At 38.9% G+C, this 19367-nt stretch carries 17 protein-coding genes and 2 pseudogenes; 10 read left to right on the plus strand and 9 right to left on the minus strand.

Translation table 11 applies throughout. From position 1 onward, the window contains the following. The 7 genes from ACFFHF_RS06485 to ACFFHF_RS06515 form a co-directional block, all read left to right on the plus strand. Positions 1-482 (plus strand): beta-ketoacyl-[acyl-carrier-protein] synthase family protein (locus tag ACFFHF_RS06485; protein WP_512700631.1); only part of this gene is annotated, 482 nt, incomplete at its 5' end. Continuing rightward, complete coding sequence (gene spoVAE, locus ACFFHF_RS06490; protein ID WP_340902254.1) at positions 479-829, plus strand: stage V sporulation protein AE; 351 nt, start codon at positions 479-481, stop codon at positions 827-829. The genes ACFFHF_RS06485 and spoVAE, both read left to right, overlap by 4 nt. A gap of 11 nt (positions 830-840) precedes the next feature. Next, positions 841-1047, plus strand: a complete 207-nt coding sequence (locus ACFFHF_RS06495) for a DUF1657 domain-containing protein (RefSeq protein ID WP_377057747.1) — start codon at positions 841-843, stop codon at positions 1045-1047. Between the two features lie 29 nt (positions 1048-1076). After that, entirely contained in the window at positions 1077-1937 is an 861-nt protein-coding gene (locus tag ACFFHF_RS06500; protein ID WP_340902251.1) for a DUF421 domain-containing protein, read from the plus strand. Positions 1938-2551: 614 nt separating this feature from the next. Then, a complete protein-coding gene (locus ACFFHF_RS06505; RefSeq protein WP_116354726.1) occupies positions 2552-3139 on the plus strand; it encodes a YitT family protein in 588 nt (195 codons plus the stop codon). A gap of 294 nt (positions 3140-3433) precedes the next feature. Further along, positions 3434-3871: a hypothetical protein gene (locus tag ACFFHF_RS06510; RefSeq protein ID WP_160549868.1), complete on the plus strand. Its 438-nt coding sequence runs from the start codon at positions 3434-3436 to the stop codon at positions 3869-3871. Between the two features lie 113 nt (positions 3872-3984). Continuing rightward, positions 3985-4239 (plus strand): YetF domain-containing protein, encoded by a 255-nt coding sequence (locus ACFFHF_RS06515; RefSeq protein ID WP_328823064.1) that lies wholly within the window; start codon positions 3985-3987, stop codon positions 4237-4239. Between the two features lie 365 nt (positions 4240-4604). On the opposite strand, the gene ACFFHF_RS06520 is transcribed toward ACFFHF_RS06515, so the two are convergent. From ACFFHF_RS06520 to ACFFHF_RS06530, 3 genes are all read right to left on the minus strand, one after another. Further along, the gene (locus tag ACFFHF_RS06520; RefSeq protein WP_377057749.1) at positions 4605-5573 is read right to left on the minus strand and encodes an AraC family transcriptional regulator; all 969 of its coding nucleotides are present in this window, start codon (positions 5571-5573) and stop codon (positions 4605-4607) included. 543 nt (positions 5574-6116) lie between these two features. Further along, positions 6117-7364, minus strand: coding sequence for an IS4 family transposase (locus ACFFHF_RS06525; RefSeq protein WP_377057750.1), 1248 nt, complete (start codon positions 7362-7364; stop codon positions 6117-6119). A gap of 360 nt (positions 7365-7724) precedes the next feature. Further along, the gene (locus ACFFHF_RS06530; protein ID WP_377057752.1) at positions 7725-8552 is read right to left on the minus strand and encodes a hypothetical protein; all 828 of its coding nucleotides are present in this window, start codon (positions 8550-8552) and stop codon (positions 7725-7727) included. A gap of 169 nt (positions 8553-8721) precedes the next feature. On the opposite strand from ACFFHF_RS06530, the gene ACFFHF_RS06535 reads away from it, so the two are divergent. Next, a complete protein-coding gene (locus ACFFHF_RS06535) occupies positions 8722-9123 on the plus strand; it encodes a DUF6944 family repetitive protein (protein ID WP_160549684.1) in 402 nt (133 codons plus the stop codon). Positions 9124-9177: 54 nt separating this feature from the next. Here the strand turns inward: ACFFHF_RS06535 and ACFFHF_RS06540 are convergent. Then, positions 9178-10436: pseudogene (locus ACFFHF_RS06540) on the minus strand (MFS transporter). 182 nt (positions 10437-10618) lie between these two features. Between ACFFHF_RS06540 and ACFFHF_RS06545 the strand changes: the two are divergent. Further along, positions 10619-11821, plus strand: a complete 1203-nt coding sequence (locus tag ACFFHF_RS06545) for a CynX/NimT family MFS transporter (protein WP_377057753.1) — start codon at positions 10619-10621, stop codon at positions 11819-11821. Between the two features lie 298 nt (positions 11822-12119). Here the strand turns inward: ACFFHF_RS06545 and ACFFHF_RS06550 are convergent, their stop codons facing one another. Then, the gene (locus ACFFHF_RS06550) at positions 12120-13340 is read right to left on the minus strand and encodes a YecA/YgfB family protein (RefSeq protein WP_377057754.1); all 1221 of its coding nucleotides are present in this window, start codon (positions 13338-13340) and stop codon (positions 12120-12122) included. Between the two features lie 393 nt (positions 13341-13733). Here ACFFHF_RS06550 and katG point away from each other — a divergent pair, with 393 nt between their 5' ends. After that, on the plus strand, positions 13734-15953 hold the full coding sequence (gene katG / locus ACFFHF_RS06555) for a catalase/peroxidase HPI (protein WP_160549681.1): 2220 nt from the start codon (positions 13734-13736) through the stop codon (positions 15951-15953). 79 nt (positions 15954-16032) lie between these two features. Here katG and modB read toward each other — a convergent pair whose 3' ends face one another. From modB to ACFFHF_RS06575, 4 genes and pseudogenes are all read right to left on the minus strand, one after another. Continuing rightward, a complete protein-coding gene (gene modB, locus ACFFHF_RS06560) occupies positions 16033-16692 on the minus strand; it encodes a molybdate ABC transporter permease subunit (protein WP_340902237.1) in 660 nt (219 codons plus the stop codon). Between the two features lie 3 nt (positions 16693-16695). Further along, positions 16696-17481: a molybdate ABC transporter substrate-binding protein gene (gene modA / locus ACFFHF_RS06565; protein WP_377057757.1), complete on the minus strand. Its 786-nt coding sequence runs from the start codon at positions 17479-17481 to the stop codon at positions 16696-16698. A 123-nt stretch (positions 17482-17604) separates the two neighbouring features. Continuing rightward, positions 17605-18876, minus strand: coding sequence for an MFS transporter (locus ACFFHF_RS06570; protein WP_377057755.1), 1272 nt, complete (start codon positions 18874-18876; stop codon positions 17605-17607). A 24-nt stretch (positions 18877-18900) separates the two neighbouring features. Then, positions 18901-19251, minus strand: a pseudogene (locus ACFFHF_RS06575) (PhzF family protein); the annotation flags it as partial. Between the last annotated feature and the right edge of the window lie 116 nt (positions 19252-19367).

Genomic DNA, 19367 nt, shown 5'->3' on the forward strand with positions numbered 1-19367 from the left:
GTGTCACTTCTGCCACAATTGGACGTGTGATTGATATGGGCTTAACAGATCCATTTAATATGGGAGGAGCAATGGCGCCAGCTGCGGTTGATACCATTGAAGCCCATTTAAAGGAACGAAATATTGAGCCATCTTATTACGATTTAATTGTAACCGGGGACCTGGGCCAGATTGGACAGGAAGTTTCCATGGATCTATTTAAAAAGCACGGAATCCCTATTAGTGAAGAAAAATACCAAGATTGTGGTCTTATGATTTATCGGGAGGGACAACCTGTTTTAGCAGGAGCAAGCGGTGCAGGCTGTTCAGCAACGGTAGTTTATGGGCATTTATTAAACCGCATGAAAAATGGTGAATTTAAACGCATGTTAGTTGTGGCTACAGGTGCTTTGCTTTCACCATTGTCCTTTCAGCAAAATGAAACAATTCCTTGTATCGCCCATGCAGTGTCAATTGAATACGGAGGTGAACAATTAACATGATCTATTTTTGGGCTTTTGTCGTAGGCGGTTTAATTTGTATCATTGGGCAAATTATGTTTGATGTATTTAAATTGACACCAGGTCATACCTTAAGTGCTCTTGTAGTGATTGGGGCGCTTTTAGATGGATTTGGACTATACGAGCCTTTAATTGATTTTGCTGGGGCAGGGGCTACCGTTCCGATTACAAGTTTTGGGAATTCGCTTGTTCATGGTGCGATGCAGGAAGCTGAAAAACATGGGTTAGTTGGTGTAGTGACAGGAATGTTTGAAGTAACTAGTTCTGGTATTTCAGCTGCCATTGTTTTCGGCATGATAGGAGCTTTAATTTTTAAGCCAAAAGGATAAGGAGAATTAGGATGACAGTAGGATCAGATGTTAAACAGTGTTTTGCCAGTCTAAAAGGGGTAGAAGTAAGTCTCTCAAGTTTAGCATTACGGACTCTTGATGATGAATCGAAGCGAACTTTGCATGAGGCTATGATGGTCGTACACGAAGTAACAAAAGATTTAAAAAAAAGAGTAGGAGAACTAGAAGGAGAGGAACTTCAGTACAAAGGTTTCTAGAAAAACTATATTTACAGGAGGTGTAAGCAGTGCCTGAATGGTTAGATATAGCTGTACGCTCAGCATTTTTTGTTACTGTTTTATTTTTCATTACAAAATGGTTAGGGAAAAAGCAAATTTCCGAACTAACTTTCTTTGAATATGTCACCGGTATTTCTATTGGGAATATTGGTGCAGAAGTGGCTATTGGACTTGAACGGAACATTTTTCACGGAATTATTGGAATTGTCATTTTTGCGGCTATTCCCTTTTTCGGTGGTTTAATTTCATTAAAAAGTAAACGTTTTCGCAATTTTGTAGACGGAAAAGCAACTGTATTTATCAAAGATGGGAAGATTATGGAAGATAATTTAAAAAAGGAAAGATTTACGACAGATGAACTGTTAGATCTCCTTCGCAGGAAGGATGTCTTTCAAGTCTCTGATGTAGAATTTGCTGTTTTAGAGGCAACAGGTGATTTATCTGTGATGCTAAAGAAAGAAAATCAACCTTTAACAGCAAAGGATTTAAACTTATCCGTTCCTTCTATCAAAGAGCCTCAAACTGTCATTATGGATGGGGTCATAATGGATGAACCACTAGCTACAATTGGACGAAGTCGTGCATGGTTACATACAGAGTTAGATAAACTAGGGGTTACGGTTGAAAATGTATTTCTTGGACAAATTAATTCTTTTGGAGAGTTAACGGTTGACCTTTTTGATGATAAGTTGCAAGTTGCATCCCCTCAAGAAAGACCTTTAATTCTTTCAACTCTAAAAAAATGTCAAGCTGACTTAGAGTTGTTTGCTCTTGGAACCGAATCAAAAGAAGCTAAGCAAATGTATAGTAAAAATAGTGAAAAACTACAAGAAGCTATTGATAAAGTGATGCCTATTTTAAAAGGATAATGGTTTATTTCGCTATCTTGGATGATCTTAAGACACATAACAAAAAAGTAGTACCATTTTTTTATATAATATCATTAAGTCGAATCTTGAAAATAAAATCTTTGGAAAAATATTTTTTTAAAATTGATTCGGGTATATGTATATATAGAAAGTTTTTCTTCAGCCGTTAAATTTAAAAACGCTAGGAAATTTTTTCAACTAAATATTCTGCTACAAATGATGTAAATACTCTAGAAGGAAGTCGTGATACCTATTCGTTAGTAGGGAAAGAGCAGAAGTATCAAAATCGTATTTATGTTATCGCCTAGTGTAAAATAAAGGGAGTAAACTGGGAATGCACCTATATCATATATTATAATTGAATAAATTTAATGTCTATCTGCAAAAACTGCCTCACCTCGGGTAGTTTTTTTGTATCATTAATAGACATTTTCCTTTAAACAGGGTTACTTGACCTACAAGGGCTAGGGTTATTAGTTATCGTTTTTTTGCGCTTATGTTGCGTCTACTTGCACTTCAGAAGTTATATTCAGTGAAGTAAAAGTTGTCTATAATGCTAACGTTTTTGGCATATACATAGAACACGTCCATTTAGACAGGAGAGTTCTTAATAAATGCCATATTTTATGAAAGCAGTTGCTATTCTTGTAGGCAGCATGTCAATAGCGTTGGGAATAAATACTTTTTTAATACCAAACAAAGTTTTAGATGGCGGAATTATTGGCCTAGGTTTAATTATTAGTTATTTATTAAATACAAACGCCGGGTTCACGATAATGGTATTGAGCATCCCCATTTTTGCTCTAGCTTGGTTTAAGTATCGTTCATATTTTTTTAATAGTTTGCACGGTATGCTTTTATCATCATTTTTTATTGACCTTTTTCATAACGTTAATCAAGTTCCTATAAAATTTTCACCAATTCTTAGTTCATTTACAGGTGGTGTATTCATTGGTTTTGGCATTGGTCTTATGCTTCGCTTCGAGACAAGCACAGGTGGAACAGATTTATTAGCCCAGTACTTTTCTGAATTCATTAAAATTAATGTTGGGATCATCATTCTCATTATGGATGTTTTTGTTATTTGTCTTGGGGGTTTATTCGTTTCAACAGAAACTTTCTTTCTTTCGGCTATAACTATTTCATCTGGTGGAATAACTACAAGCCTTTGCACTTGGAATTTTAAAAGCAATGATTATTGACCAAGTAATTCCAATTAATAACAATTAGGCAACTGTCTAGTCATTGGACAATCGCGGAGCATATGATGAAATTGTTATTATCAAATAGGTAAAAATCACTAACAAGGATGTTTTAATAAAAGGTTTGTGTCATTTTGAATAATTTACTTTTGATAAGTCTATTATCAATTACCGGAGGCCACTTACCTTTTCATAACCAGAAGCATTAACGAAATTTACCTATTTGTACTTTTAAACATGTCGATTGTTTTTTGAATATTATGGATGAAAATTATGGTCGGGAGATGAAGAGGAGTGGAAGAAGTAGAAGAAATACAATATCGTGAAGAGTTGCTGAAATGGTGTGATAACATTTATTTGCATTGGGAAAGAATGAAACCAAGGTTTTCAAAATTATTTGATTTGAAGACCTTAGAGGAATGGGAAGAGTCATGTCGTGGGTTGAAAGAAAAATTACAGATAGATACAGAAGCTGATCTTGATGAATATCACACAGCAAAAAACTTATATGAACAGTGGGAAATGTTGTATGGAGAATCAATAAGTGGTAAAGAAGACGTTAATTCCGATGTGAGGGAAGGTGTGGAGTTGTCCACTCAATCTGATCGCGAAATCGAATTGTCGGATCGGGAAAGTGATAAAGAGGACGAACTTATACGGGTGACAATTAATTTGGAAATACCGAGACAGGATTTAAGGAAAATTTTATTAGACTATAAAATGGAAGTCTAGCCATCCCAAATAGAGAGGGGTCAATTGCCTATTTGTAATTCGTATAGAGAAAACGCCAAACCCTATGTTCAAGGTGTTGGCGTTTGTTCATTTTTTACTCTTTATAAATAGTTATTTACACAACACTATTATTAAATTCCAAGTATCAAAAACCAGACAAGCAAGATCTCAATCTTCCAGAAAGTCCAGTAGACGTCCCAACATCGTTAAAAATAGATGGGGAAATTTTATGGGATAATTTACATGAACTCGGATTTGATCAACAGTGGTTAGATAACCAATTAACTACTAATGGATATAATAATGTAAAGCGTATACTCTATGCAGATTGGCGAGAGAGTGAAGGCATACATGTAAGTCCTAAATAAAATTTGTTAGGATAAGAGCACATCAATTTTCTTGATGAATATAAACTTTAGTCTTCAACAATCAGGCGCTTTAATGAAGTAACTAAAGCCTAATTTTTCACTTATAACACCGAGAAATTAGACTTTTTATATTTTGATATCCTTAACGTTGTAAATCCGCATTTTCCTGACGCTACCCCTAAGAGTAGATCATTCAGGCATATATGATAGATGTTGAACTTAGTATTTCTTAAAAGCAGCTATGAATTATAGCTGTTTTTTATTTTCTAACCAGCTTTTCTACTCTAAAAATCCTTCTGCACTCTGTTCACCCCTTTTTCCCAAAATCAAACTAAAAACCCAATAAAAAGAAGCAGATAAAAAGTTCATCTGCCTTTCAGCTCCACTCGATAGTCCTTGGGTGTTTTTCCATATTTGCTTTTAAAAATCCGGTAGAAGTAGCTCATATTATCGTAGCCTACTTCATCAATGATTTTTGTAATGGGCATTTCGGTTCTTTCTAGAAACTCTTTTGCTTTCGTAAGTCTTTTTTCTTGTAGAAGCTCTTTAAACGTATACTTTGTCGCCTGCTTGATTTGCTTACTGACAGCGTAGTGTGGCTGGTTCAATTGCTCGGCTAACTCATAGAGAGAAGCATTTTGGTAATGTTCATCAATATACTTCATCGTCTCTACAAGGACATAATGATGTTCGGTGCTTAGTTCATTTTGCTTTAGTTTATCTGAGTGCTTTAATAGCTCTATCATCAAAAGCCCCATATAAAGCTTTAAGGTCGCCTCTGAAAATAACGATGGTTCCATGATTTCATCGATCATCTTCTTAATTAACTCTTGAATGGCCTCCACATGCGTAACAGCAAAGTATAAGTATTGTCCATTCTGCGTGTGATTATAGAGACTGTTTATAATGAAGTTATTCATTAAATTGGTGGAGGATAAATAGGAAAAAATGAAATCAAAGAATTTTGGCTGAATAATAAAATTAATGATAATATCCTCTTTTGCACAAGCTTCAATTTCGTGTTCAATATGCTGGTTCAAGAATAAAAGTTCACCCTGCTTTAAGTGGACATTCTCCGTTCCAACCTTCTGCTTTAACTCCCCATGGAACACGTAATTAATTTCGATATAATTGTGGCGATGCTTGGGAAAATCAATAAATCGGGTATGCTTTCTCAGCATAATCATCTCGTTTGGATTCAAGAACTTTTCACTTTCAATAATAAAAGACGTTTGATTCGTATAAAGGTCCTTTTTGATTTCACTACTTTGCTCGAGAATCATCTGTTCTTCTTCAGTCATTTCCATCAAGGTTTCAAGAAGATCATTTCCCATATTACACCTCATGAACGTGATTTGTGTTGTCTTTAGTGTAATATAAAAGCTAGTACGGATAAACATTAAGGGTTCCATTTCTACAAATCATGTTGTTTGACATCGTTATGAACACCATTATTATGGGTCTGTCATTTGCAGTGCCGTTTTGAGTACCCATTTTTTTGATCTTCATAAGCTGGTCGATAAAAAGCTGTTGTTTCCCGCATCTAGGATCAAGAGGATGCGCACTTATCGGTTGAGTAATCAGATTAAGCACCCAAGCAGATAGATAGACGGAAAAATTTCGCTTATTTAGTGATTATTATAAAAAATGCTTAAACAGACGGAGAGATTCCGCCTATTGATTCAAAAAACGTGAAAATGGGGAGATTTGCTTTGCATAAACGGAAAATCTCCATTACCATTGCAAAAATATCCACAAGGATACAATGGATTTACTTTTTATGGATTTTATGTATAATTTTTACAGATTTATTTTTCGACTTTGAGCCAAAAAGTTAAGGGGGTTATATTTGAACCCAGTTATCCAAAAAATGGATGTTATTTTCTTTGTTTTTTATATTTTGCCATTGAACTAGTACTTACCCCCACCTGTTTTACAATTGCCACACCTGCATCATGAAGTTCAATTTCATTTGGCGGGTGATGGCTCTTTTGTCTTCCTTTAGATGTTCTTTGTGGTAACCGGTGTAACTCATTGAGAAAACTTTCCCATGTCCTTTCGGCATGGATGCGAAGAAGGGTGAGCACTTTCCAGGTTGTTTTCTTATTATCCTCAACTAACCTAACATATAAAGTGACACAGTACGCCGCCATAGCAAAGAAAATCTGATTCCAGATTCCTTGAGGTTGGGTACTTTGTAGTTTAACTAGGCGTAGATGTTGTTTCATCCACTTAAAAAACAGTTCAATCATCCAACGGTGCCGGTACAATTCAGTTACTTCTTCAGCTTTCAAATCCCAACGATTGGTTACTACACGGTACTCTTTCCCTTCTTCATCCATGAATTCCACAAGACGAAGGGGCTGTTCCATGGATCTAAAACTACTCCCCATGACGACTAAGGCGTCTAGCTTAACCCTACTGCCATCGGGAACTTCATAGGATTTTATCATGTTCGCCTTATGCCCAGCTTGGATACGCATGGCGAATGGAATCCGGTTTTCCACCCAATGGTCCATTTTTTTGTAATCCACATAGCCACGGTCCATCACATGGGTCGCATGAGAGTCTATCACGAGTTTAAGCATGACTTCACGATCATCCACATTACCTGTAGAAGGAATGACCATGTCGGGATAAGCTGTGCCGGGATCGGTTATCACAATCCGAGTATGTAGCTTCACGCAATTACTATGCTTTGTTAAATACGTCCATTTTCCTAGTGTAGGTCCAAGAAGCAGAGAAGAGGAATCTACGAGATGCAGACGACCCAAAGAAGGGATCCCTTTTCTGTTACTCGTCAATTTATTCAACTGGGTAACAGCATCAAGAAATAACTGCCGTGGCAGGACCGAAGGTAAGGCATTGACTCGACGACTTAGTTGAGATGCACTTATAGTAGTGAGGCCAAACAGTTCTTCTGTACCATCCATGGCACGAATACGTTCTTCTGTTTCCTCGTAGGATTTCCAATTTCCTAGTTGCATAGCGACGCAAATCCTCATTAAATTAGCGGTGGTCAGTTTTTTTACTCCGTTGTCTAAGGACGAACCCTTAAATTTTTCAAATGGTAAGAAAGAAAGGCATTTACTAAATACAGTTTGATTTGATATGATGTTATCCATGAAAGTCTCCTTTAGTCGCAGTCACGGATAACGTGGGTTCAGCTTCTACTTTAGGAGATTTTTTTGCTTTCGTCCATAAAAATAGCCCCCTATCAATTAGAAAGGGGCTATTTAAATATATTTTTTTGCCTGTGGATACATATGCAATGCTAGTGGAAAATCTCCCCTTATTCACCCCCAAACGAGCCTTTACTCTGCATCTAACCTGAAAAACTCCGCCTATTTGCTGGTTACTAGATTAAGGGCCAATTTAATTCAAAGATCGAATCCTTATAAAGAAACTCGCCCATGTGAGCGAGTTTACTTTTTTAAAAAGCACTTCAAACAGAATCCTCTGGGAATGACCACGGGCTTTATTCTTTACTCGACAATCATCTCAACATGACGACCTCTATTTTGTAAAAATCTAAAATTCAAATCATCGGTTAACCCTGCTAGTCGTAATGCGAAGCGATCATCGCAAAACGGGATGGCAAAGTCACAAAAACACACCAAATTTTTATGACAACAGTCATGATGATGCATATGTCTTTTGTGATGCTCGTCCTGACAACAATTACAGTGATGGTGGTGGCCGTGATGCTCATGACAACGACATGGTCTGTGGTCGTGATGCTCGTGGCAACGGCATGGTCTGTGTTCGTGGTGGTCGTGATGCTTGTTGCAACCGCATGGTCTATGATCGTGGTGTCTGTGGTTCTGTTTGCAACCGCATGGTCTGCCGTGATTTGGACGCTTCTTTTTACAACGGCATGGATTCAATCTAGAATGGTAGGTTCCACAATGTGGGCAGTGATGCGGATCTCCCTTTACTGTTTTTCTCCCTTTTTTACTGCGCTTCAAATTTCTGCTCATTTTGTCACCCCTTTTTTCCTCTTCCACAAAACGGTGCAATTCAACGCATCTACAGTTTCCATCGTGTTTACAGTGTGACACAGCTTCTCTTACTTCTTTGTCTGGCCATTTAACATGTGTAATTCTGTCTGTTAATACTGTGACAATCTTATGATCCTTCTGAAGAACTTCAACAAAATCTAATCCAATAGCAAATATGATTCCTTCAACAAATAATGGTGAATGCTTAACGATTTCATCATCTACATATTTAAACCTAATAGCATCTGGACCTATCTTTATCCCCTTTTCGTTACTCGAGGAATTTGCCACGATTTCCTTATTTACATACATTTTCTCCCCTCCTATAGGTTGGACTATTATAGCTTATGAAAGAGGTAGAGGGTTGGTTCAACAATACGGTGAAAGCCTATCGTTAAAAGGCTTTTAACCACTTTCGATGACAGAAATCATCACGAAGGAATATATATAAGGAAGGGAACAATAAGGAGTGAGTGCGCTTATGAAAAATGAGAAGTCACATAACAACACCCACCCCTCTAATAAAGAAGAGGAAAAGAATGTAGAAGTCTTAAAACTGAAACAACAAATTGCCGTCAATGTTTGGATACAAGCTTTTGGACTAATTTCAGAGGCTATTGCTTTAACCAAATTATCTTTTCTCGAGGAACAAGAACCCGGTTCACAAGAAATCCTTAAAGGCGTTTGGATTCAAGTGATCGGCCAGTTTGCAGAGGCCGTTGGAGTTACTTTACAATTGTTATTTACAGACGATTTATCGTTACTAAGAGGGCAAAGAATGGCAACAACAGGCGACTGGCTCCAATCGATCGGTGCAGCAGTTGAAGCGGTTGGAGGGGAAATCGCCATTCAAAGTGGAACCCCTGAAGAATTAGTACCTTAATGATTCAAGCAACAAGAGAGCCTCTCCACTTGGAAAGGCTCTTTTTTTACAATTTTATTCTATTTCTCTTACTAGTCGTTTTTCCTTGATAAAAATGATTCCCATCAACCCAATGATAGAAAAAAGAACAGGCGTGATGAAACCGTAATAGTATCCATCCCCCACATTACCTACTCCAGATGGAAAATGATCCAACACCATTCCAAATATGCTTGGCAGCAGGACGGCACTCAAAAATCCCCCTGTATTCGCAATGCCAGAAACAAGGCCTGATTCGTTTATTGGAAACGTCTGACGAACAAGTGCAAAGGTCAAGGCACTTGCCCCAAATCCAAAGCCAATCATAAAGAACAGCAAGTAAAGCATGATAACAGGCGGATTCCCATGAAAAAAAAGAAAGCAAATCCACCCTAATAAAGTAAGGATATGAATGATCACATACGGCCGTTTAATGGTCCCTAATCGACTTGAAATCCAGCTAGCTAGAGGCGCTCCTATCAATGCCCCAATCAAACCTATCATGATAAACTGACTCGCTTCAGATCTTGTCATCTCATACACCGTCATCCCATACGGTACCGCCCAGGATCCGATAAACCCCACATACCCACCGACAACCCCAAAATGACAACAAAATAAAGCCCATACCTGTCGATTCGAAAAAATTCTCTGTAATAAAGTTCGTATTTTCCCTCGTGATGTCTCATTTTTTACGTATACTGTATCTGTCAAAGACAGTTGCTTTGGTTTTTTTAAAAGAACTAGATAAAGGAGAAAACCACACAGACATAAGAGCAATCCTGCTGAAAAAAAGGCGGGCCTCCAGCCAAGAACGCTAATCCAAGCAGAGAATGGGACGGTTGCCAAAAGGAAACCCAGGCTTCCTGTCATACCCGCAAGACCAATTAAACGAACAAATTCCTTTCGATTAAACCATTGTCCTAGAATTAACACCATATTGACCCAGATGGTTGCATCCCCCGTCCCTGTTAATATTCTTGCAAAAAACAGGACAAATTCATGCGTGCCCAGACTATAAATCATCGTTCCTACTCCCGTAAGTAACGCACCGACAATTAGAAAAAATTCGGACCATATCGGTCTGCCAATATGCCCATCGGAATTTGCAAGCCCGTGTAGACAAAAAATTGTATACTTGTCAGTAACCCAATCGTTGAGGCTGTTACCTGAAAGTCCCTCATCACTTGGTCTGTGATCAAGCCCGGGGCCGTTCGCTGGCTCGCCATTAATAAATAAGTAAACAGTACAGAAGCAAATACCACCCATCTAAAACTGCTAGTTTGTTTATCCACTGTTTAAACTCCTGTTAACTTTTTATTCTTATTTATATGGGTTAACTATAACAGTCGAAACCCTTTTAAAAAGTTATTTTTATAGGGGCAAGATAAGATCATGTGCCTGGCACTTGTTTTTCCCCCTACAAAATTCATTTATGCTATACTGGAGAAAGTTTGTCTTAATGGAGGATCACTTGATGGAATTACTAAAAACCAAGGCACTTACACATTCAAATTATTTATATTTGCTGATTGCTGGTATTGTTCTTATTTCCTTTAACTTACGCCCAGCCATTACCTCTCTAGGCCCGTTGGTCGGAATGATTCAAGAAGATGTGGGATTGGCACACTGGAGTGCAGGGCTATTGATGAGCTTGCCCTTACTCGTATTTGCCGTCATGTCTCCTCTTATTCCTAAAATAGCGGCTCGGCTGACAAATGAGCGTACCTTATTGATTGGGTTAACCTCTCTTTTGATCGGCATCACCATTCGCTCGATTGCCATTCCTGTTTTACTTTTTACTGGCACTCTCTTGGTCGGTTTGGGCATTGCGATTGGAAATGTCCTTTTGCCAGCTGTCGTTAAGGAACGTTTTCCCAAAAAGTTTGGTCTGATGACCAGTGTTTACTCTACATCCATGGGGTTGGTCGCCTCTTTAGCCTCAGGAATTAGCGTGCCTTTAGCCGTTGATTGGGATCTTGGTTGGCAAGGAGCCCAAATCGTCTGGGGGCTACCAGTGATTATTGCTCTTATCTTGTGGGGTTTCCTATTTAAATATAGAGATGAGGGGAAAAGTGGAAATCAACAAAAGCAAAGAACGTCTTCCAAGCAGATGTGGCGTTCATCGCTCGCTTGGCAAATCGCGATATTCATGGGGTTTCAGTCATTCTCCTTTTATGTCACGATTTCGTGGTTAACGGAAATCTTACATAGTCATGGGATCAATTTGGAAATGGCCGGTTGGCTCCTCTCCTTTACCCAGCTCGTAGGATTGCCGGCTAGCTTTGTGATTCCTGTTCTTGCGGGTCGATTTCAGTCACAAGTGTGGATCTCTTTTTTCCTAGGGTTGTTTGCTGTTCTAGGGTATAGCGGATTATTGTTCGGTTCAACTTATCCCGTACTCATCGTAAGTATCATCTTTATTGGGATAGCGTTAGGCGGAAGCTTTCCTTTAGCTCTTACTTATATTGGCCTTCGTACGCAAACTGGCCAACAGACGGCAGCTTTATCGGGGATGGCACAATCAACAGGATATGTTCTTGCAGCCATTGGTCCTCTATTTATTGGATATTTATATGACCTCACACATGCATGGACCGTTCCTCTAGTTTTGTTAATTGTCGTATCGGTTGTATTAACGGTATTCGGGATGTTATCTGGGCGGGATCGGTATGTGTAGTGGTTAATGGATAAGGTTACGGTCCAGATTTAGTGACCTTGATTTATTGAATTTTGGAATATACGGGTGTTAAATTGAGATTTAGCACCCTCATTCTACTAATTTTTGGTATCTGCGGGTGCTAAATTGAGATTTAGCGCCCTCATTCTACTATTTTCTGGTATTCACAGGTACTAAATTAAAACTTAGTGCCCTCATTCTACTAATTTCTGGTATTCACGGGCACTAAATTAAAACCTAGTGCCCTCAGTTTCCAAATTTAATCATGTCCACACACTCTATTACTATTCTATTCACTTTAAGATTTCCCACAACACTTCTTATATTTTTTCCCACTTCCGCATGGACATGGATCGTTACGACCGATTGCCTTCCGACTGTTAAAGTCAATCACATTGGATGAAGGTTGAGAATTAGCAAGAACGGCAGATGGAACCAGCTTTGATTTGCTTCCTTGAGAGATTTCTCTCGGAGTGTGACCTTTCAAGATCCAACGTCTAGAGTGATTAAATAATTCTGTCAGATAATAAGCAAGACCCTCAACAAATTCCAAATCAGGAAATTCGAACCGTTGCTCAAAATACTTGACCGCTTGGTTCAAACTACCATCATTAACTATCATAATCATTAACTGTTCTGCCAGATTCTCCATTTCCTCAGCAGTCAATTCATAATAATGCTGTAAAAAATGCATCAAGCTGTTCATTTCTCTTGTTTTTTCTACGTATCCCGGTTTACCTGCTTTGACAAGTTGTTGTTTGGTAAAAGGGTAATAATCTATACTTGGACGTTTTTCGATTTCATTAAAAATCTCCTTCTGGTTCATCACTCTCTTATCTACTAGACCATACGCTGAATAAGCGGTTTGCTTATAATAGTCGCTAGCACTACTAAATACATGTAAAAAATCGAAGAAATCTATTTCTTGCTTCATTAAATCACTAACCCTGTCAACTAGAAGGGAAGTGTTCATGAGCCCATGGTAATAAAGTAACCCGTGGGTAAGTTGAATCCACTCCGTATTTCTGTCAATAATTTGTTGTAATTCCTGTCCCTCTAACGCATGAAATTGTTCTATAATTTCAATAGGGACCGTTAAGCCTTTTCCCCCTTCTAAATGAATGGGAAAAATTACTCCCCAAGCCATCAAAGCCTCCACTTTTTTCACAGACACATTCCTAGGCAACGGGAGCTTCCCTGAATGTTTCACTATATTTTTAAAAAGAACATACCTTTCCTTGTCGAATCTAGAAAGAGTTCTACGTAAATGGCATGGAATGGCAATCACCAGTTCCTTTATTAATTCGCCTTTGTTCAAGCCACTGATTCCTTTTAATTCAAGATTCTTACGGATTCTATCCAATTCACTTTTTGAAAGAGAGTTAAGCACACTTTCTAATTGAAAAGGTTCACTAACATGTCTCCACATCTTCTGCTCCCTTTTTTCTTGTAACTCTCTCTCGTATTTTAATCCTTGAGCGATTCCTTTTCTGATCTTATTCAATGTTTTCAAATCCAATACAGCCACCTCTTATCTATTCTTGCTAATAGTCTTATTTTAACAAAAATGTACTCTTTGGAAGACTCTGTTTGACATTCCTATGTGCTAATAAGTTATATTTTCAACTGTTCCCAGCAAATATCATTCTCATCTAAAACTCCCTATACACTGTTATTCTCAATTATTCTTTCAAATCTTCTTTAAAAAAAGACTTCTTTTGCTTGAAAAAATACATATATATTAAATAGATAATCGTGCTAATTATGATAGAAATTCAAAAAAAATTTATTCTTTAAGAGATATTTCTTTCAATTTAATGAATCTTACTTTATAATAACTATAAAGTAATAATTATATTTTCATAGATGTAATTATTCTAATACAAACATTACAAAAGGAGAGATTTATATAATGGAAGGTTTTAGCACTACAAACGGCGGCAAATGCCCGTTTAACCATGGCAGCACGACTACTCCTAAATCTAGTGGTACAACAAATAAAGACTTTTGGCCAAATCAGTTAAACTTAAATATACTTCGTCAGCATGACAAAAAATCTAATCCACTAGGAGAAGACTTTAATTATGCAGAAGAATTTCAAAAATTAGATTACGAGGCTCTAAAGCAAGATCTTCGCAACTTAATGACAGACAGCCAAGATTGGTGGCCTGCTGACTATGGTCATTATGGTCCAATGTTTATTCGTATGTCTTGGCACGCGGCTGGTACATACCGTTCGGGAGACGGCCGTGGTGGCGGTGGAACAGGCAATCAGCGTTTTGCTCCACTAAACAGCTGGGCTGACAACGTAAACATTGATAAAGCACGTAGACTATTATGGCCAATTAAACAAAAGTATGGTAACAAGATTTCTTGGGCTGACTTATTGCTTCTAACAGGAAACGTTGCACTTGAATCAATGGGCTTAAAGCCATTTGGTTTTGGTGGCGGACGCGCAGACATCTGGCATCCAGAAGAAGACATCTACTGGGGTTCTGAAACTGAAATGCTAGGTGATAACCGTTACACAGGCGATCGCGAGCTTGAAAATCCACTTGCTGCTGTTCAAATGGGACTGATCTATGTAAACCCAGAAGGTCCAAATGGCAAGCCAGATCCGATTGCAAGTGCTCGTGACATTCGTGAAACATTCGCTCGTATGGGCATGAATGATGAAGAAACTGTTGCATTGATCGCTGGTGGTCATACTTTCGGTAAGGCTCACGGAGCAGGAGACGCTGCACAAGTTGGTCCAGATCCGGAAGCGGCCCCTATTGAAGCACAAGGCTTAGGTTGGTTAAGCACTCATGGTAGTGGTAAAGGTGGAGATACCATCTCTAGTGGTCTTGAAGGTGCTTGGACGGCGAATCCAACGCAGTGGGATAATGGTTTCTTTGATTTATTGTTTGGATATGAATGGTGGTTAACGAAGAGCCCTGCTGGAGCATATCAGTGGATGGCCGTTGATCCTGCTGAAAAAGATCTTGCACCAGATGCAGCAGATTCATCGAAGAAAGTTCCGACCGTAATGTTTACATCAGATTTAGCCTTACGTTTTGACCCTATTTATGAGAAGATTTCACGTCGTTTCCATGCAAATCCTGATGAGTTTGCTGATGCATTTGCTCGCGCATGGTTCAAACTTTTACACCGTGACATGGGTCCTAAATCTAGATACCTTGGTCCAGAAGTTCCAGAAGAAGATCTTATCTGGCAAGATCCTGTACCAGCGGTTGATTATGAATTAACGGAAGAAGAAGTAGCGAAAATCAAGGTATTGATCCTTGACTCTGGACTCACCATTGGCGAGCTAGTGACAACCGCTTGGGCTTCAGCTAGTACGTTCCGTGGCTCAGACAATCGCGGTGGCGCAAATGGCGCTCGCATTCGTCTTACTCCACAAAAGGATTGGGAAGTCAACCAACCGGAACAACTACAAAGAGTTCTTTCTGTGCTTGAAGAAGTTCAAAGCAATCTAGAGAAGAAAGTTAGCCTTGCTGACTTAATCGTACTAGGTGGCTCTGCGGCAGTAGAAAAAGCTGCACAAGAAGCCGGTTTTGATGTAACCGTTCCGTTTGCTCCAGGTCGTGGTGATGCGACACAAGAACAAACGGATGCAGAAAGCTTTGACGTACTAGAGCCTGTTGCTGATGGTTTCCGCAACTACCAGAAGAAAGAGTACAGTGTTACTTCTGAAGAGCTTCTTGTAGACAAGGCACAACTTCTAGGCCTTACAGCACCAGAAATGACGGTTCTAATTGGTGGTATGCGTGTGTTAGGTACGAACCATGGTGGTACGGATCACGGTGTATTCACTGATCGTGTAGGAACACTTACGAACGACTTCTTCGTGAACTTACTCGACATGGGTGTAGAATGGAAAGCTGTAGACGGAATTGTATATGAAGGACGTGATCGTAAGACAGGTGAAGTGGCAAGAACTGCAACTAGAGTGGACCTAGTATTCGGTTCAAACTCCATTTTACGTGCGATTGCTGAAGTGTATGCGCAAGAAGATAACAAAGAAAAATTTGTTAATGACTTTATTGCTGCATGGGTGAAGGTAATGAATGCTGATCGTTTTGATCTTAAAGTAACGAAAACGAATGCTTTTGCTGAGCATAGTGCTTAATATATAAATAGAAGCACGTAAAACTCCCTGAATACAGGGGTTTTGCGTGCTTTCTTTAATTCTAGTGAAAAGAATGACTCTATCTCCGATTCATTACATTGACGAATATCAACATGAAAAAGGATATGCCTATCATACTCGACACCCATAACCAAGCCAATTCCATATTTCCTGAATCAATCGCTACATATATAGCCGTTGCAATGGTTTGGGTTTTTCCTGGGATGTTTCCAGCAAACATTAAAGTAGCACCAAACTCCCCTAATGCGCGGGCAAAACTTAATACCGCACCAGATAAAATGGATTTTATTGCAAGTGGTGTGGAAACATGGAGAAATAATTTGAATTCATTTGCCCCATCGACACGCGCTGCATTCTCAATATCCTCATCAATCGCTTCAAAGCCTGTTTTCGCAGACTGGTACATCAGAGGAAAAGCAACCACAGTAGCAGCAATAATCGCCGCCCACCAGGTAAACATGACAGGCTGGTGAAACATCCACTCGATCCATTGCCCAACCATGCTGTTTCTTCCAAATCCAACAATCAGTAAAAAACCGACAACCGTAGGAGGAAGGACTAAAGGCAAAAGAAAAACTGTCTCTACCATCGCCTTCCCTTTGAATCTCTTGCGTGCCATCACTTTTCCAAACACGATGCCTAAAATAACAACTATTACACTGGATACAGTAGCAATCTCAATGGAAAGTCTAACCGGTGACCAAAAATCTGTAGCCATATACTAATTTAACCCTTTAAATCCATACTTTTCTAGCGTTGCCATTGATGATGGGCTTTGAAGGTATTCATAGAATTCTAGAGCCTCTTTTGCATGGGAACTATTCTTAATGACCCCCAAAGGATAAATAATTGGTGCGTGAGAAGTTTCAACTGCTATTGCAACAATCTCTACTTTTTCCGAAATCAATGCATCTGTTTTATAGACGATTCCTGCATCAACATTGTTCGTCTCTACATATGTAAGCACTTGACGCACATCCTTGGCAAAGACAATATTCTCTTCTACAGATGTCCATATATTCAATTTCTCTAATGTTTCCTTTGCATACTTTCCTGCTGGTACAGACTCCGGGGTACCAATTGAAAGTCTCTCCGCTTTCGTCAAATCTTCAAATGACTTAATACCAAGAGTAGCTTCTTTTGGTACTACCAGAACGATTTCATTTCCCACAAGATCAACCCCATTTTCCTTCTCAATCAACCCTTCTTCCACTAGCTGATCAAATTTATCCTCTGCTGCTGAGAAGAATAGATCCACGGGTGCCCCTTGCGAGATTTGTTGTTGAAGTGCTCCGGATGCTCCGAAATTATAGTTTATTTTTACATTGGGATGATCCTTGGTGAAATTCTCCGTAATTTCATTTAAGGCCTCTTGTAAGCTTGCCGCTGCGGAAACGGTTAACTCTACTTCCTCCTCGAGCTCATTCGCTTGATCATTGGTGGAACATCCAGACACCATTAGCATGAACAGCATAAATATGTAAAATAAATTCCATTTTTTCATGATTGTTGTCCCTTCCACTTTATACATAACTAATTATAACTAAATATAATTAGTCATAACAAGAATGAAGTGAACTTGATCACTTGTTTATAAAGAAGGCAACCGAGAACTCAGTCGCCTTCTTTTTTAACATGCCTTACCTGCCTCATCAGTCACTACCAAACGCTGCTTTTTTATCACTATAACGAATAAGCTAGCTAATATACAAAACATTCCTGCTAAAGCAAATGCCCATGAATAGGAGTTGAACACTTTGTATATTAATCCTGCTCCACCTGCTGCTACGGCTGAGCCTAATTGATGGGCTGCAAAGATCCATCCGTACACCACCACACTCTTCTCCATTCCAAAGATCTGCCTTGAAATATTAATCGTTGGAGGTACAGTAGCAATCCAATCTAATCCATAAAACACAGAGAAAATAATTAGAAAAAGATACGAACCATCCGAAAGAGCAAACGGTAGAAACATAAGTGAAGCTCCTCTTAAACTGTAATACCAAAACAACAGCCAACGATTATCAAATCGATCCGATAACCAACCTGAAAGAGTGGTTCCTATTAAATCAAACACACCCATTAACGAAAGCATGGAAGCTGCCGTTACAGCTGTAAAACCAAAGCCTATACAATAGGAAATAAAATGTGTTCCAATCAATCCACTAGTGGACAGACCACAGATAAAAAAGCTCCCTGCTAATAACCAAAATTCCTTTACTTTTACCGCTTCAAATAAAGTTTGAAAGGCAATTGTTATAGGGTTTTTCTTTTGTTCTATCTTCTTTTTCGCTAAAGCCTCTTCTTGCCCATATGGAAGAAGCCCCACTTCCTGAGGTGAGTTTTTCATAAATAATAGAATGATAGCGAGCATAATGACGATTAGAATAAGAATAAGACCCATCGCCCATTTCCAGGAATGGCTTTCTACCATCACCGCTAACAACGGCAGGAGAATTAATTGTCCTGTCGCTGTGCTTGCTGTTAAAATACCGAGCGCAAGTCCTCTCTTTTTTTCAAACCATTGATTAGCAATGTATGGACTTAAAACGGTTAAGAACAAACCAGAACCTAAACCGATAATGATTCCCCAAATCAAAACCAACTGCCAAGGTTTCTCCATGAAAAAAGTGAGAAGAATCCCCCCTAACAAGGTGGCCATGGCCAAAATCATCATTTTCTTTAAGCCGAGGACCTCTATCAAAGCAGCCATGAACGGTCCTGAAATGCCGTATAGAAGAAGGCTAATGGCAAATGCAAATGAAATGGTTGATCGGTCCCAACCGAAGGCCGTTTCAAAAGGAACAATGAACACTCCTGAAGAGGAGCGTATGATTCCTGCCGTTATGATAGAAAAAAACGCAATAAATAATATCACCCAACTATAATGAATACGTTTCAAACCTTCACCCCTTTTTAATGTTTATTAGTCGATCATTAGCTCTGCCACTGAATATAAAACAGCTCTTCCAGCCATCATTACACGAGTCTCCTCATGTTTACAATATAGCGTACCGCCTCTACTTGATAATTGTCTAGCTACCATTTCCTTTTTTCCTAATCTATGAGACCAAAAAGGAATTAAACTACAATGCAAGGAACCTGTCACGGGATCTTCATTTACTTTTAGCTTAGGAAAAAAACCTCGGGAAACAAAATCGAATTCGTCACCTTTTGCCGTCACACAAACACCTAATCCTTCCGGTATTCGTTCTAATTGGGCAAAGTCAGGAGTGACCTTTCTAACATCTTCCTCGGATTCTAGTACAAAAAACAATCATGATCTTTCGCTCTTAACCCAGGAATGAAAATTGGTTCCCCACTCCATAATGTAGATACCACAAACAGTGAGTATATGACGTGGCTCTTATTGGTGGTCTTACCCTGTACAAA

The sequence above is a fragment of the Robertmurraya beringensis genome (genome assembly GCF_042433785.1).
In the GTDB taxonomy this organism is placed as follows: Bacteria; Bacillota; Bacilli; order Bacillales; family Cytobacillaceae; genus Robertmurraya_A; species Robertmurraya_A beringensis.